Consider the following 15,912-nt stretch of genomic DNA (forward strand, 5'->3'; position numbering starts at 1 on the left):
CGCAATTTGATTAAGCTTTTAAACACGGGCGTCGGCTCAATATCCCCCTCAACAAGGGGTAGGAGAGGCGTCATGTCGAAAACGATGCCGCTGGCGATGTTGTGGCTTCTGGCCACCACCGCCACGCTGCTGCTGATCATGCAGCCCATCAGCATCGAAGCACAGTTCGTCATGGGCGTGGCGGCCGTCGGCGGGATGGCAGCCGTGTGGATGTTCAGCAAGGAAGGCGTTTGGCGCCAGGTTTTTCTGGCACTCGCGACCGCTGTGGTGCTGCGTTACGTCTACTGGCGCACCACTTCGACGCTGCCGCCGATTTCGGAGCCAATCAACTTCGTTCCGGGCTTCCTCGTCTACCTGATGGAAATGTTCTCGGTGCTGATGCTGTTCATCAGCCTGTTCATCACGGCGGACCCTTTGGAAAGGAAGAGGGCGCGCCAGCTTCGCGATGCGGAGCTTCCGACTGTCGATATCTTCATTCCGACCTACAACGAAGACAAAAGCCTTCTCGCCACAACCATCGCGGCAGCGCTCGCGATGGATTATCCGCTTGAAAAAAGACAGGTCTGGCTGCTCGACGACGGCGGCACCGAGCAGAAGGTCAACAATCCCGATCCGAACGTTTCGGTCCCCGCCAAGCGCCGCCGCGCCGAACTGCAGCGGCTGTGCGCGCAGCTCGGCGCCCACTATCTCACCCGCGAGCGCAACGAGCACGCAAAGGCCGGCAATCTCAACAACGGTCTCGCCTGCTCCACTGCCGATCTGATCGTGGTCTTCGATGCCGACCACGGCCCCGTCCGCTCATTCCTTCGCGAAACCGTCGGTCACTTCGCTGACGATCCGCGTCTCTTCCTGGTGCAGACGCCGCACTTCTTCCTCAATCCCGATCCGGTTGAACGGAATCTCTCGACCTTCGAGCGAATGCCGTCGGAAAACGAGATGTTCTATTCCATGATCCAGAGGGGTCTGGACAAGTGGAACGCCGCCTTCTTCTGCGGCTCGGCAGCCGTGCTTCGGCGCGCGGCGCTTGAGGAAACCGGCGGCTTCTCCGGCGTCTCCATCACCGAAGATTGCGAGACAGCGCTTGAGTTGCATTCACGCGGCTGGAACAGCCGTTATGTCGACATTCCGCTGATCGCCGGTCTGCAGCCGGAAAACTTCGTCTCTTTCATCGGCCAGCGCTCGCGCTGGTGCCGTGGCATGGTGCAGATCCTGATGCTGAAGAACCCGCTCTTCAAGCGGGGACTTCGGTTCGAACAGCGCATCGCCTATCTCTCGTCGTCCCTCTTCTGGCTGTTCCCTCTGACGCGCCTCACCTTCATGCTGGCGCCGCTTCTCTACATCATCTTCTCGCTGCAAATTTACGAAGCGAGCTTCCGTGAGTTCGTCGGCTACACCGTCGCCTACATGACCGTGAACATCATGCTGCAGAGCTATCTCTACGGGCGGCTGCGCTGGCCCTGGGTGTCGGAGCTCTACGAATACGTGCAGTCGGTCTATCTGGGCAGGGCGATCCTGAGCGTCGTCGTCAATCCGCGCGCGCCGACCTTCAACGTCACGGCGAAAGGCCAGACGAGCGACAAGGAGCAGCTCTCGGCGCTTGCTGGCCCGTATTTCGCAATCTTCGGTGTGCTCGCCGTGACCGGCATCTATGCCGGCTGGCGTTACTTCACCGAGCCCGCAGGCAATGATCTTTTGATGATCTGCGGCGTGTGGAACGCCATCAATCTCGTCATTGCCGGCGTCGCGCTCGGGGTCGTGTCGGAGATGCCGGAGCGGCGCCGGGCCCAGCGCCTCGCCGTCGTGCGGCGCGCAGTGCTCGAGATCGTCGGTGTCGGCGAAATCGCCGTATCGGTGGAGGATGTCTCCACCAGTGGCATCCGGGTGCGCCCACTTGAGGATGCGCTGCCGCCGATGAAGGCCGGCGCGACAATCGCCATGCTGCGTCTCATCAACGACGACGGCAGCGTCACCAAGGAGGCGATCGCCGTCGTTCTGCGCCGCGCCGGCAATGATGACCGCGGCCGCTTCCTCGGCATGGAATTCATCCAGCTCACGGCGCCGCAATACAAGCTCATTGCCGATCTCCTCTACCGCAACCCGGCTGTCTTCGAGACATTCCGCAGCCGGCGACGCCAGTCGCGGAGCGTCGTTGGCGCCACGGTCGGGTTCCTTTCCTGGAGCCTCTATTACACGCTGCGGGCCTTCCGGATCGGCCTCAGGCGCAATCAGCCGGCGGCAGTGGGCGCGGAACCAATTGCCAGCGCCGAAGCCGGTTTCGGTGTCGAAATGGGCCGCTCGGAGCCTGCTTTGCCGCGCGCCCAATCCCACCTGCACGTCGCGCCGGGCGCGGCGCTCGAAGCTGGAACGACCTCTGTTCCCACCCCGGCACCGGCTCCCGCGGCCTCCAGCGCGGCAGAGGCAGCTCTCGACACGCCACGGGTCGACCCGGCCGAGCCGATCGAGACGCAACGCCGGCGTTCCATCTCAACATCGACGGCCGCCACCGCTTCGCTCGGTCATGACGTCTGGGAGTATGCGGTATGAGAAACCTCGCAACCGCCGGCCTCGCACTCCTCCTGCTCGCACCGCAGGCTCAGGCGGGCAAGGTGGTCCTGTCCATCGATCAGGTTCGACCCGCATCGCCGGTGGTGGCACAGCCCGCGACCAGCCAGATGGCGATCTCCGACACGGGCGTGCCGCTCGCGACAGAGATCGATCCGGATCTTCGCCGCCTTCCCGCGTCTATGGTCGATCTGCATTTCGACGGCGAAACCGCCGGTCATGAATGGCCCGTCTATCTGACGAGGACCCAGGCCGCCTCACCGGCGGAGATGCAGCTCGGCTACATCAACAGCGTGTCGGTGATGTCGGAGGGCTCGACGCTGACCGTGACCGTCAACGAAGTCAGCATCGGTGAAATCCCAATCGCATCGCCCGACGAGCTCGCCCGCACTCGCCTCTCCGTTCCCCCGGGCCTCCTCCAGCCTGGCTACAATTCCGTGCGCATCTCGGTGCAGCAGCGGCACCGCGTCGATTGCTCGCTTGAGGGGACCTACGAATTGTGGACCCAGATCTATCCTGGCGTCACGGGATTTGCCTTCGCCGGGGCAGGTGCTGGCTTCGAGCGCTTGAGCGATCTCGCCGCTGTCAATCCAGGCCTCGATGGCGCGGTGAGCATCAGCGTGCGGGCACCGGAGACGCCGACACCGAAGGCGACCGAGAGATTTTTGCGCGCGGCCGAAATCGCCGCGATCATGACAAAGGCTCCACGCAGCGAAGTTCGCTTCGACAGCGGCCTCGCCTCAGGGCCGGGGGTCGAGATTGCGATCGGAACACCCGAGGAATTGCGTCGGCTTGGCGTATTGAAGCCCGGCGAGGCGGCGCAGCCCGGCGTGTCCGTCATCCTCCCCGACGAAATGGATTTGATCCATGGTCGGGTGTCCATCTGGATCGTAGGAGGCAGCGACGGCGCCATCGACGCAGCGCTCGCAAGCCTTGAAGCCGGAAGCAAAACGGAGCCTTCGGAAGGAACGCCCTCCGGGTTGCGTGCCGCAGAAAATGCCTTGGGCCGCCTCTTGCAGCCAGGAAATTCGGTCAGCCTGCGCGACCTCGGTGTCGTCTCGGAGGAGTTCAACGGCCGCCTCTATCGCGCCACCTTCAACATTCGCATGCCCTATGACTTTCTGTCGGCCGATTACAACCAGGCGGTGATCCGGTTGACGGCGGGCTTTGCACCTCGGCTCGATCCCAAGAGCCAGCTCCTGGTGCGCGTAAACGATCAGACGGCCTCGGTCCTGCCACTCATGGACAACGACGGCGCGCTTATGCGGGGGCGCAAAATCCCGATCCCGCTGAAAGTGCTGCATCCCGGCATCAACCGTGTGCAGATCGAGGCGCAGCTCCCCTCACCTAGCGATCGCAGCTGCAACACGCTTGCCGGGCTCTCCAGCCCCAGTCGCTTCCTCATCATGGATACGAGCGAGTTCTATCTCCCACCGGTTGCGCGCATCGCGCGCATGCCCAATCTCGCTTCGACCCTCAGCGGCGGATTCCCCTACGCCAAAGGCGAAACGACAGCCGCCTATATCCCCAATCCCGACAGCGACACGCTTTCCGCCGCCGGGACGCTCGCAGCCAATCTGGCAGCGGTCAGCGGCTCTCCTCTCAACCTCAAGGTCGCCTTCTCTGCACCCCCGGCTGACGCCGGCACCTCGATCGTCGTTGCCGCGGCCCAGTCCCTGCCTGGCTCCGTCGCGGATGCGGTCGGTCTCGATGCCGCCGGCATGCGCCAGGCATGGCGTTCGCAGATGCTGGACAGGGGTGTCGGCACAGCCGGCGTTTCCGAAGCACCGCTCTACACAGGTTCAACCGGTCGCGACGAACCGGCGCCGCAGCTCGTCTCGCAACGGCTTTTCATGCAGCCCTCCGTCTCGCTCGACGATTGGACCGAACAGATGCGGGAAAACGGCGGCTTCGGCGGACCTTTCGAGCGGGTGATCTCCTGGCTCAAGGATCAAGTCGGAACCGCAACCGCTGACATCGGCTTTGGCGACGGCACCGATCCGCTGCGGGTGAAACCCGGCAGCACACTCGTACTTGCACAAGCAGAAGCTCCCGCAAACGAGGGACGTACCTGGACGGTGGTGACGGCACCTACGAGCGGCGAGCTCGCAGCCTCTGTTTCGCAGATCAACACGGCATCGCTGCTTTACCGGCTGGACGGGCGGGCACTTGCATTCGGCCGCAACGACGGCGACATCACCAAGGCCACGAACGGCAGCTTCTATTATGTGACGACGCAGCCGCTCTCCTTCCAGAACATCCGACTCATCGCGGCAGGATGGATGTCGCTCAATATCGTCTATTACGTCCTTGGCCTCATCGCCGCCTGCGCATGCCTCGGCCTCGCAACGACGGCTCTGCTGCGGCGCGTGGGGCATTCGTCATGAGCGCGCGCGTTTCCGTCACTGCGATCGTGGCGTCCTTCTCGGCACTTCTGGCAATTTCGGCGGGTGCGGCGCTTTTGAACGACAAGCCCTCGCTAAAGGCTGCAGCCCCCTGCGAGCCGGGCGAAGACGCCAAGGTTGCGGGCCTCGTCCCTCGCAACATCGCACTCCGTCAGCCGATGGCATCGGCGGAGAGCGCCTCTCCTTTCGTAGAAACGACCTTCGAGCCGCAGCATGCGGCCGCGGTGACGCCCGTTTCGAAGTCGATCGAAGTCGCGGCGGCCGGTGCTACGAGCGGCTCGGGCTCCGATGTTGCGAAGGCAGACCTGCCCGCGCCTCTCTGGGCGAATTTCCGGGACAATTTCATCGCCGATGAGGGCCGCGTGATCGACGACGGCAATGGCAAGATCAGCCACAGCGAAGGCCAGGGATATGGCCTCCTCCTGGCGGCCTTTGCCGATGACCCGGTCACCTTTCGCCGCTTGTGGAACTGGACCGTCACCGAACTCCTAATCCGCGACGACGGCCTTGCCGCCTGGCGCTGGGAGCCCGATGCCGATCCCCACATCACCGACCCCAACAACGCCACCGACGGTGATATCCTGATCGCCTGGGCACTGATGGAGGGCGCGACCCGCTTCAACGAGCCGGAATACCGCAAGGCCGCCGGCGATATCGCTTCAGCCGTCTACGAGAATGCGACGGAAGACAGCGCCTATGGCCGCATCATTCTGCCGGGCGTTCACGGTTTTCGCGTCGATGATCGCCGCGACGGCCCCGTCGTCAATCTCTCCTATTGGGTGTTTCCCGCCTTCCCGGCCCTCGCAAAGGCCGCGCCGCAATATGATTGGGATGCCCTGCGCAACAGCGGCATCGCGCTGATGCGCGCCACCCGTTTCGGCAAAAGCGACCTGCCGAGCGACTGGATCTCGCTGTCGGGCGAAAAACCGCGACCGGCAAACGGGTTTCCCCCGACCTTTGCCTACAACGCGATCCGCATTCCCCTTTACGCAGCCTGGGCGCAGGCCGGAGACCGTTCGGATCTCGCCCCCTATCAGGCTCACTGGGAGCGGGCGCAACCGAGCACCGTCGACGTCATGTCAGGACGGGCGGTGCAGCCTCTGGGCGGCCCTGGCTATGCCGCGGTTGCGGGGCTTGTGGCCTGCGCACTCAAAGATGCGCCCTTCCCTTCCTCGGCCCGCAGCAGCCTTCCCGACCTTTACTATCCGAGTGCCCTACAGGCCCTCTCTGTCGTTGCAGCACAGGAGGCATATTCAGGATGTCGCTGAAAACGCTCCCGTTTCTTCTTCTTGCAGGGGCTGCCTGGATCGCGCCGGCACATGCGCAGACCATCACCATCAAGGCACCCGCCCACATGTCGGGCGCAGCCATCGCTCAGGTCGATGAGAGCGCCTTGCGCTATTATGCGCGTAACCAGGAGCTCGACCGTGTCGAGGCTGAAATCCATCGGCTGCAGCAATTGCATCCGGGTTGGACGCCGCCCGACGACCTCTTCACCCAGGTGACAGGCGGCAGCGACGAAACGGAGTTCTGGGAGCTGTTCGCGGCCGACCGGCTCGATGATCTCGAAGCTGCGATCGAGAAGCGCCGCCGTTCGGAGCCCAGCTGGCAGCCGTCCGAAGACCTCAAGAGCAAAGTCGCCCACAAGCGCGCCCGCCAGCGTCTCGTCAACGCCTCAGATCTCCAGCAATGGGGCAAGGTTCTCGATATCGCAGGGAGCGGCGACCTCATCCTGAGCACGGCGGACGTCGACGTCATGTGGCGGGTGGCGGAAGCGCAGGCGCACAACCATGCAGAGCAGGAGGCGCTCGCCCTCTATGAGCAAATCCTGCAGGAATCCGAAAATTCCGGGGAGCGGCTCGGCACCATACAGAAGGCGCTTGGCCTTCTGCCAGTGCGCGAGGTTGAAACGCTGATCTCGCTCGGCCGCACCAATCCAGACGGTAGCAACGAATTCGACATCGTCGAAGACGACCTGCTGCGGGCGCGTATCGGCGCGATTGCCGCCGGTAAGGACGTGGGAACGATCTCCCGTGGCGAACTCATGCGCTTCGAAGGCAGCGTGAAGGCCGATACGAGCGCGACGTCCGATGCGGCGCTTCTCGGTTGGTTCTATTACGGCCAGAACGACTGGCAGGATGCTGCGCGCTGGTTCAAGACGGCGCTCGAGCGCGGTGGTGACGTGAAATCGGCCGAAGGCGCCGTGCTTTCTCTGAGCGCACTTGAAAAGCCCGACGAAGCGGAAGCCATCGCCGCAAAATGGGAAGCGGAATCGTCGGAGGTGCGCAGCCTCTTTCTCGGGCTCGGCGCTGCGCGTCTCAGCATGGATCCCCCGCCCGATCTCACACGCGATTACGTCACCAAGCTGGCCAACGCCATCGAAGACACGCAATCCGGCGACGGCGCGCAGGCGCTCGCCTGGTACCGTTACAACACCAAGTCCTTCGATGATGCCCAAAGCTGGTTCCGGAAGGCAATGGATTGGCAGCCGCAGGATACGACGGCACTCGGCCTCGTTCTTGCGACCTTCCATCTCAACCAATGGTCAGAACTCGCGGATCTCGTGAAGAGCTTCTCGCCGGAATATCCGAGCGTCGCCGCAATCGCACCGGAGCTCAAGCGCCCGACGCGGACCGCCTCGACCGTCGATCGCACGCAACAGGTGCGGGCGGCGCGGGTCGCTCAGCGGGTGAACGATCTCTTCGGGGCAAAGCGCTACCGCGAGGCACTGGCACTTCTCGACGAGTTCGACGGCAAGTCGCGCGGCATGATGATGCTCAGAGGCTGGGCGCTCTACCACGTGCATCAGATCGCCGAAGCGCGGGAGATTTTCCGTAAGCTCGACGCGAAGAGCTCCACCAAAGAGACCCGGGAAGCGCTGGCTTGGATCATGAACGCACAGCTGCCCGCCCGTCATCGATAGACAAGAGAAAGCCTGGCACCTCCAGCCAGTCGAAAGGGCGTTCACCCAAGTGGGGTGAGCGCCCTTTCTTCATCGGGCGTCTTAATCCGACAGGCGTTCCTCGCCGCGATAGCGGGCATAGGTCGACTGTCCGGAAGCTCCGAAAGAGACGACCGGATACGTGTCCGGCTCCATGCCTGGCATGGCCATACCTTCCGAGCCGACAGGCATGCCGGGCACGGCGAGACCCGCCGTCATAGGCTTTTCATCGAGAAGCCACGCGACCATCGCCGAGGGCACGTGACCTTCCAGGACGTAGCCGCCGACCACGGCGGTATGGCATGAGGCCAGCTCGTCAGGCACGCCGAACTGTTGCTTGACGCTGCCAATGTCGTCGGTCGGGACGACTTCGACAGCAAAGCCCTCGGTGCGCATCTTATCTGCCCAGGCTGTGCAGCAACCGCAGGAGGGGTCCTTGTAGACGGTCATGGCTGGAAGTCCTTCCGCGTGAACGGAGGAGACGGCGAGCATGCCGGCAACCGCAGCGCCAGCGAGAAGAAAACGAGATTTCATCGGAAGCATCTTTCCAAAGTGCGGATGAGCCAGGTTTCACCCTGGCGATTCAGTCTGTTTCGGGCTTTGCCCGTTTCGTTCAGGAAAGAATGCTTCGTGGGGGAGGCGACAGGGCTTCCGGATCCGTTCCGACAAGCACCCTCGCATCGGGTCGCATGCCCGCCACGAAAGCGCGCCGAGGCGCGGGCACAGCCGGCAAGTGAGAGGTTGCCAAAGCTTGCAGGGTCGCAACGCAGACTGCAATACAGCCTGCCTCTTCCACCGGCGCCTCTTGGCAGCAATCATGCGACTGCTCGACCACGAGGCGCATCTCTGACACGTCCATCGGCGCCATCGTCGGGCCATGCGAGGAGGCGTAGCTCGCCTGCCCGCCGACGAGGGCCAGCAGAAGCGCAAGCAGCAACGATGCCAGACGTGGGATCCGAATTGCGAGCATCCTCTGCAATTTAGCAGATCCGTCGATACAGCGCTTGAGGCAAGTCAACGGGTTACAGAAATTTAAGCGAACGCATCCGTCATGCGACCCTGCGTCCGCTCGCATCGATGATCAGCTCCCCGTCCTCCTTGGCGAGCGGCCCGGGCGGCAGGCGGTCCAGAAGGTCGAGCACCATCTCGCTCGGGCGGCACAGCCGCACACCCTTGTGGGTACAGACGATCGGCCGGTTCACCAGGACAGGATGCGCAATCATCGCCTCCAGGAGATTCTCGTCACTGACCTCGGGATCGAGCAGGCCGAGCTCTTCGGCCGGTGATTTCGTCGTCCTCAGCGCCTCGCGCGGCGTCAGCCCTGCCGCGGCGAAGAGCGCCAGAAGCTGCGGGCGGGTCCACCCTTCTTTGAGATACTCGATGACCGTCGGCTGATAACCGGCCTTCTCGATGATCGACAGCACGTTGCGCGAGGTGCCGCAATCAGGATTGTGATGGATAACGATGTTCATGGGGTGGTCATCTCGCAAAGCATCTTCAGGTCGCAGCTGCGTCACGAACAGCAGGAGTGGGATCGATGCTGGCCACCTCGCGCTCGGCGTGTCTCCTCATGGCCGCTCCCGCTTCGTACCAGCCCTTGCTGGAATTGACAGTCTTTACCACTGACAGCATCACGGGCACCTCGATCAGAACGCCAACAGCGGTGACAAGCGCCGCACCGGAGTCAGACGGTTTCGGCGTCGGCGGAATCGGTACCGATCTCCTGCACCCGCTTTTCGAGTGCCAGCCGGTCGAGAGAGGCAATCGGCAGACTGATGAATAGCGAGATGCGATTGAAGAGCATGCGGTAGGCTTCGGCAAAGGCAAGCCGCTTCTCACTCTCCTTGCCGGTCGCGGCGGCAGGATCGGTAACGCCCCAATGTGCCGTCACCGGCTGTCCCGGCCAGACCGGGCAGGGTTCGGCGGCAGCCTGGTCGCAGACGGTGAAGACGAAGTCGAGCTTTGGCGCATTGGGCGCGGAGAATTCTTCCCAGCTCTTGGAGCGGGCGAAGGCCGTATCGTAGCCGAGCGATTTGAGCAGATCGAGCGTATAAGGATGCGGCTCGCCCCTCGGATGCGCGCCGGCTGAGTAGGCGCGGAAGCGACCCTTGCCCTCCCTGTTCAAGGCCGCCTCGGCCAGGAGAGAGCGGGCAGAGTTTCCCGTGCAGAGAAACAGGACGTTATAAGGCGCTACCATCGTCTCCTCCTTCGATGTCCGGACCTCTGTGGCCTCAGCTCCCTGTGGGTTTTTCGTCGTGCAGGCGGCATATCCCTGCGCCAGGGCGGCAAGCGGCGTGCACACTTCCGGGTGCCCGCCGCAGCAGTCTCTGATCAGGAATGCGAGGAGATCCCCGATGGCGTCGAGATCGGCCGTGTAGCGGATCGACCTCCCCTCGCGCACGCTCTTCACCAAGCCTGCGCGCAAAAGCTGACTCAGATGCGCCGACAGCGTGTTCGGCAAGACATCGAGACGCTCCGCCAGAACTCCGGCCGCCGCCCCCTCGCCGCCCGCGGCGACGAGCGCACGGAAGACCGACAAACGGGTTTCGTGCGCAAGCGCGGAGAGGACGTCGAGAGCGGTTCTTGTATCCATATTTCGATAATACGCGAATTATGGAAATACAAAAGAGGCCGACCAGATTCCCTCTCACTTACGTGGCGAGCCACTCATCAAGTGCTTCCTCACGCGGCAGACCACCGGCATGGACAAGCCGGCCGTCGATGACGATTGCGGGTGTCGACACCACGCCGTAGCTGGCGATCGCCGCGTAGTCCGTCACCTTTTCGATCTGCGCCTCAATGCCAAGCCTCGTGGCAGCATTGCGCAGCATGGCCTCGGTCGTCTCACAGCGCTTGCAGCCGGGGCCGAGCACTTTCACGTCTTTCATGGCAGAAACGCCTCCGATCTAGCCGAACAGGAAATTGAAGAGAAAGCCGACGCTGAGGATGCCTGTCCCGACGATGGCGACGAAGACGGCGATGAGCCTTCCCTTCAGCACCTTCCTCAGAATGACGATCTCCGGCAGCGAGAGCGCCAGAACCGACATCATGAAGGCGAGCGTCGTGCCGAGGGCCGCGCCCTTATCAAGAAGCGCTTCCACCACTGGGATGATGCCGGCAGCATTGGAATACATCGGGATGCCGAGGCCGATCGCGGCGGGCACCGACCACCAGGCCTCCGCGCCCATGATGCGCGCCATCAGCTCCGCCGGCACATAGCCGTGGATGCCGGCGCCAACAGCGATGCCGGCGAGAATCCAAGGCCACACCCGTCCGACGATCTCCCTCATGGAGGCAAGCCCCTCGCGGAGACGCTCCACGCCGGTAATCTCATCCTCTGCCACGCGGCAGCAGCCGCCCGTAGCATTCAACTCGCGCACCCAGTCCTGCAGCCAGGAATCGATATGCAGGCGGCCGATGACCCAGCCAGCCACGATCGCGACGCCAAGCCCGAAGGCAAGATAGAGGAGTGCCACCTGCCAGCCGACCAGACCGAAGAGAAGGCCGAGCGCCACCTCGTTCACCATCGGGGCGGCGATCAGGAACGAGAAGGTGACACCGAGCGGTATGCCGGCTTGCACGAAACCGATGAAGAGCGGAATGGCCGAACACGAGCAAAAGGGCGTCAGAATGCCGAGCCCAGCCGCCATGACGTTGCCGGCACCCTCGCGCCGACCCGACAGAAAGGCCCGCGTTTTCTCCGGCGAGAAGAAGGACTGCACCACCCCCATGGCGAAAACCACGAGGGCCAGCAGCATCAGCACTTTCGGCGTGTCGTAGAGAAAGAAGGCAATTGCCTCGCCAAGCCGGCTTTCCCTCGCGACGGGAAGCAAGCCGGTCAGCGCTTCGGCGGCCGGCTTGAGGCCCATATAAACGCCGAACCAAAGCATCAGAGCAGCTGCGGTGCCGCCATACCACAGAAGCGGTGAGGACCGCCGGCCTGGCGCGGAGGACGTACTTTCTGCAAGGCCGGAGGCGCTCATGCAGCTGCCCTCTTCGACCCGCCATCGAGCGCGACCAGGGCCGCATCCACGATCGCTGCGAGTTCGTGCGGCAGGTTCGGGTTGCGCCGGTAGCGAACCCACTGCGCATCGCGGCGGTCGACGACGAGCCCCGCAGCTTTCAGCACCCCCATATGCCGCGACATGCGCGATTGCGTTGCCTCCAAGCGCTGCATCAGCTCACAGACGCAATGCTCCCCGCCGTCCCAGACGATCTGGATGGCGGCAAGCCGCGTCGGCTCAGCCAAGGCGGAGAGAACAAGAGATACGTCCATCACAAACTCACGACTTTGCGCATATGCGTTTAAGCGCATAAACTCTCACTGCGCGACGAAGTCAAGTGCGTTGCTCGGCAGGCATGAAGGACACGGACGATATTCGCTCTCAGCGTCCGTCGGATCTGCGGTGGGCTTAGCGTTCGGTGCGAACCGGCCTCACCCCGCACGGATGGCGGCCGTTCTCCGCCTCGCTTGGGCTCAGGCGCCGCCCATGATGCGCTCCGACAGGGCCTGCGATGTCAGCCCGTCGGTCGACAGCGAGGCTTCCGTCCGGCCACCGCGCAAGATGGTCACCCGGTCGGCGACGGCCACGACGTCGTGCATATTGTGGCTGATCAGGATGACGGTGACGCCATTTTCCTTGAGCCGACGGATGAGCTTCATCACCTCTTCCGTCTCGCGCACACCGAGGGCGGCGGTCGGCTCATCCATGATGATGATTTCCGCCTTCCAGCGGAGCGCCCGGCAGATCGCCACGGCCTGACGCTGGCCGCCCGACAGGTTCTCCACCTTGGCGGTCATATCGCGCATCACCGAATTCAGCGAGATCAGGAAGTCCTGCGAGCGGGCGATCATGGCGGCGCGGTCGAGCACCTTGACGCCGAGGACCCGCCTCTCCAGCTCGGAGCCCATAAAAATGTTCTGATAGATCATCATGCGCGGCGCGAGACCGAGATCCTGGTGAATGGTCGCGATGCCGGCCGCAAGCGCGTCATGCGGGTTTGCGAGCCGCACCTTTTCGCCGCGCACATGAATGTCACCCACATCCGGGCGTTCCACGCCCGAGACGAGCTTGATCAGCGTCGATTTGCCGGCGCCGTTGTCGCCGCAGAGCGCATGCACCTCGCCGGCCGCGACGCTGAGATCGGCGCCGCGCAGCGCTTTGACGGCGCCATAGGATTTCCGGGCGTTGCGGACGGTGAGGATGTCGCTCATCTTTTTTCCGAAGTGGCCGGCGGCCCGCCGGACCCCTCGCCTACTCCTTGATGAAGTCGTCGACGTTCGATTGATCGACGAGATCGGCCTGCATGTAGAGATAAGGGCCGGAGGTGATCGTCTCTTTCGCTGCGCCGTCGACGGCGATCTTCTGCATGGCATCGACGGCAGCCTCACCCATCGCCTCGAACGGGATCGCAACGGTCGCCATCAGCATGGAATCCGGCGACTTGATGCGCCGGAACGTTTCCGGCCCGCCATCGGTAGAGACAAGAACCACGTCCCCCTTCTGCATGCCCTGCTGCTTAAGGAGATCGTCGATGATGAAGGCCTGACCATCGAAGGAAGCCCAGATGCCATCGAAATTGCCGGCATTCTGCATGATGAGAGCGTTCATGCCGTTCCGCACATCCTCCTGCCAGCTCTTGGTGCGAGCCATGGAATGGCTGCCTACTTCTTTCACCGCCTGGTTTTCGCTCAAGACGACGTCGAGCACCTTGCCGCGAATGCGCGTGCCGACATTGGATTCGAAGCGGTCCGTCAGGATCGAGCCCTCATAGCCGAGCTGCCCCAGAAGATAGAGAGCCGATTCAGAACCGACGGCGTACTCATTGACCTGGATATCGAAAAGCGCGTTCGGGCTGGCCCCGCTCATGACTGTGATCAACGGGATGCCTGCGTCCTTCACCTCTTGCATCTGCGCATCGAACTCGACGGGCTTCGACATGGCGAGCACGATGCCGTCGACGCCGCTTTGGACGAGGTTCTCGATCTGCTCGGCGTGTGTCTGCAGCGTGCCGTTGGAATTCAACACGACGACGTCCCAGCCCTTTTTCCTGGCAGCGGCTTCGACGGCATTGGCAACGCGCGCATGGGTCTCCGATGACATCTGAAAGGCGACGACGCCGAGCTCGAAGGCCTGCGCGGACACCGCGCGCGTCACCGCGAAGGCGACGACGGCAAGCGAAAGCAGCAATCTGAGTTTCATGTTCATCCCTCTTGTCGTTGGCAGAGCGCGGCTTTTTCGGCGCGCTTCATACGGAAAATGCGGCCTTCTTCAGAACGCTGGCGGAGACGCTCACCGAGGCGATGACGATGACGCCGAGCATGATATCTTGGAGGTAATAGGGCGCGCCGAGAAGCACGAGGCCGTTGGCAAGCACCGAAATGATCAGGGCGCCAACGAAGGTGCCGGCGATGTTCGGGCGTCCCGGCTCGAACATAGTCATGCCGAGAAGCACAGCAGCGATGCCGTTCAAGAGATAATCGCCCGCCATCTGCGGCGAGGCGGAGCTCAGATTGGCAACGAGAAGAACGGCCGCGATGCCCGCCGCAAAGCCCGAAAGCGTGAGGCCGATCAGCTTCATGCGCCGGGTCGCGATGCCCGCGCGATGGGCCGCCTCCTGCGCCTCTCCGGTCGCCAGCATATGCGTGCCGAGCCGCGTCTTTCGCGTCACGAACCAGGCACTGAAAACGACCGCCACCATGACGATGACGAGGACCGGGATACCGAAGAGTTCGCCGCGTGCCAGGGCGAGGAACATGGGATCCCAGCGTCCGACGAAAGCCACGCCGCCGGTCATCATGAACGTCAGCCCATTGGCGATCGCGGCCGTGCCGAGCGTGGCAATGAGCGAGGGCACCTTCACACCGGTCACGAGGAGCCCGTTCACCAGTCCGCCCAGGGTGGCGACGCCGAGGCCCGCGACGACGGCAAGCCCCCAAAACGTGCCCCCCGCGATGAGACCGCCCGTGACGACAGCGGCCAGGCTCGCGAGATTGGCGAAAGAGAGATCGAGCTCGGAGGTCAAAAGCGCGAACGTGAAGCCGGTGGCGAGGATCGCCAGAAAGCTCGTCTGCTTCAGAACATTCAGCAGATTGGCGGTGGAGGCGAAGTTGCGCGCGAAGACGAGCAGGAAGACGAAGACAAGGAGCCCCGCGAGCGCCGTCCCGTATTTGGCGATGAAATCTCTCACCCGGCCTGGTCCGCGAGCTTGCCGATCGGCGGGATCAATTCCAGCCCGCCGGTGACGGGAATGACGGCGCCCGTCACAAAGGCGGCCCGCGGCGACATGAGGAAGGCGACGACCTCCGCCACATCTTCAGGCTTGCCGAGACGACGAAGCGGTGTTCGCGCCGAGGCCGCTCGCTCCAGTTTGCCGAAGGCATCGCCCGGGAAAGCTCCACGCACCATCTCGGTGGCGATGATACCCGGCGCCACCGCATTGGCACGCACACCATCGGGCCCCAAGGCCTGGGCGATGTTGAAGGTCATCGTGTTGACGCCTCCCTTGGCCGCGCCATAGGCCGGGTTGGCGCCACCCGAAAGCCAGGCGATCGAGGAGACGAAGACCATCGCGCCGCCATTTCCGGCAGCACGCATGGCGCGCCCCACTGCCCGGCCGACACGATGGGCGCTCGAGAGATTGACGTCGATCACCCGCTCCCAGCCCTCATCGTCCTGGTCCGGAAAAGCCGCGACGTGCGATGTGCCAGCGCAATGGACGAGGCCGTCGATGCGGCCGAAGCGGGCGAGACAGGCTTCGACCAGAGCCTCTGGCGCCGAACGGTCGAGGAGATCGGCGGACGCGTAGCCGTCGTCTTTTCCCAACAGATCGGCAAGCCTTGCGCCATCATCGAGATCGGTCGCGAAGATCCGCCATCCGTCGCGTTGCATGGCAGACAAGGTCGCACGGCCGATGCCGCCACTCGCCCCGGTGATGAGAACGATCGGTTTTCCGCTCATCCAGTCGCTCCCCGCAGCTCTCGCAGCGGCATGCCGTGCCTCA

The 15,912-nt window shown here is 63.5% G+C and carries 14 protein-coding genes and 1 pseudogene; 4 read left to right on the plus strand and 11 right to left on the minus strand.

Annotated elements, in window-relative coordinates; all coding sequences use genetic code 11:
• Positions 1–72: 72 nt before the first annotated feature.
• The 4 genes from bcsA to J2R99_RS00120 are packed head-to-tail and all read left to right on the plus strand — an operon-like array spanning position 73 to position 7,890.
• The gene (gene bcsA / locus J2R99_RS00105; RefSeq protein ID WP_307152488.1) at positions 73–2,544 is read left to right on the plus strand and encodes a UDP-forming cellulose synthase catalytic subunit; all 2,472 of its coding nucleotides are present in this window, start codon (positions 73–75) and stop codon (positions 2,542–2,544) included.
• On the plus strand, positions 2,541–4,949 hold the full coding sequence (locus tag J2R99_RS00110; protein WP_307152489.1) for a cellulose biosynthesis cyclic di-GMP-binding regulatory protein BcsB: 2,409 nt from the start codon (positions 2,541–2,543) through the stop codon (positions 4,947–4,949). The genes bcsA and J2R99_RS00110 overlap by 4 nt, the downstream gene beginning before the upstream one ends.
• On the plus strand, positions 4,946–6,235 hold the full coding sequence (locus J2R99_RS00115; protein ID WP_307152490.1) for a family 8 glycosyl hydrolase: 1,290 nt from the start codon (positions 4,946–4,948) through the stop codon (positions 6,233–6,235). The genes J2R99_RS00110 and J2R99_RS00115 overlap by 4 nt, the downstream gene beginning before the upstream one ends.
• Positions 6,226–7,890 carry a hypothetical protein gene (locus tag J2R99_RS00120; RefSeq protein WP_307152491.1) on the plus strand — a complete coding sequence of 555 codons (1,665 nt, stop codon included), beginning with the start codon at positions 6,226–6,228 and terminating at the stop codon, positions 7,888–7,890. Before J2R99_RS00115 ends, J2R99_RS00120 begins: the two co-directional genes overlap by 10 nt.
• 81 nt (positions 7,891–7,971) lie before the next feature.
• Here J2R99_RS00120 and J2R99_RS00125 read toward each other — a convergent pair whose 3' ends face one another.
• The 11 genes and pseudogenes from J2R99_RS00125 to J2R99_RS00175 all read right to left on the minus strand — a co-directional run bounded on the left by J2R99_RS00125 (position 7,972) and on the right by J2R99_RS00175 (position 15,869).
• Positions 7,972–8,442, minus strand: a complete 471-nt coding sequence (locus tag J2R99_RS00125; protein WP_307152492.1) for a DUF411 domain-containing protein — start codon at positions 8,440–8,442, stop codon at positions 7,972–7,974.
• 515 nt (positions 8,443–8,957) lie between these two features.
• Positions 8,958–9,380 carry an arsenate reductase (glutaredoxin) gene (gene arsC, locus J2R99_RS00130; RefSeq protein ID WP_307152493.1) on the minus strand — a complete coding sequence of 141 codons (423 nt, stop codon included), beginning with the start codon at positions 9,378–9,380 and terminating at the stop codon, positions 8,958–8,960.
• 25 nt (positions 9,381–9,405) lie between these two features.
• A pseudogene (locus J2R99_RS00135) lies at positions 9,406–9,594 on the minus strand (hypothetical protein); the annotation flags it as partial.
• Positions 9,593–10,501 (minus strand): metalloregulator ArsR/SmtB family transcription factor, encoded by a 909-nt coding sequence (locus J2R99_RS00140; protein ID WP_307152494.1) that lies wholly within the window; start codon positions 10,499–10,501, stop codon positions 9,593–9,595. The gene J2R99_RS00140 and the pseudogene J2R99_RS00135, both read right to left, overlap by 2 nt.
• A 58-nt stretch (positions 10,502–10,559) precedes the next feature.
• Positions 10,560–10,796 (minus strand): thioredoxin family protein, encoded by a 237-nt coding sequence (locus tag J2R99_RS00145; protein WP_307152495.1) that lies wholly within the window; start codon positions 10,794–10,796, stop codon positions 10,560–10,562.
• Positions 10,797–10,814: 18 nt separating this feature from the next.
• On the minus strand, positions 10,815–11,891 hold the full coding sequence (locus tag J2R99_RS00150) for a permease (protein ID WP_307152496.1): 1,077 nt from the start codon (positions 11,889–11,891) through the stop codon (positions 10,815–10,817).
• Positions 11,888–12,184 carry an ArsR/SmtB family transcription factor gene (locus tag J2R99_RS00155; RefSeq protein ID WP_307152497.1) on the minus strand — a complete coding sequence of 99 codons (297 nt, stop codon included), beginning with the start codon at positions 12,182–12,184 and terminating at the stop codon, positions 11,888–11,890. The genes J2R99_RS00150 and J2R99_RS00155 overlap by 4 nt, the downstream gene beginning before the upstream one ends.
• A 201-nt stretch (positions 12,185–12,385) precedes the next feature.
• A complete protein-coding gene (locus tag J2R99_RS00160; protein ID WP_307152498.1) occupies positions 12,386–13,123 on the minus strand; it encodes an ATP-binding cassette domain-containing protein in 738 nt (245 codons plus the stop codon).
• Between the two features lie 40 nt (positions 13,124–13,163).
• Positions 13,164–14,111, minus strand: coding sequence for a sugar ABC transporter substrate-binding protein (locus J2R99_RS00165; RefSeq protein ID WP_307152499.1), 948 nt, complete (start codon positions 14,109–14,111; stop codon positions 13,164–13,166).
• A gap of 46 nt (positions 14,112–14,157) precedes the next feature.
• A complete protein-coding gene (locus J2R99_RS00170) occupies positions 14,158–15,099 on the minus strand; it encodes an ABC transporter permease (protein WP_307152500.1) in 942 nt (313 codons plus the stop codon).
• Entirely contained in the window at positions 15,096–15,869 is a 774-nt protein-coding gene (locus J2R99_RS00175) for an SDR family NAD(P)-dependent oxidoreductase (protein ID WP_307152501.1), read from the minus strand. Before J2R99_RS00175 ends, J2R99_RS00170 begins: the two co-directional genes overlap by 4 nt.
• Between the last annotated feature and the right edge of the window lie 43 nt (positions 15,870–15,912).

Source organism: Rhodopseudomonas julia, assembly GCF_030813515.1.
Taxonomy (GTDB): Bacteria; Pseudomonadota; Alphaproteobacteria; order Rhizobiales; family Afifellaceae; genus Afifella; species Afifella julia.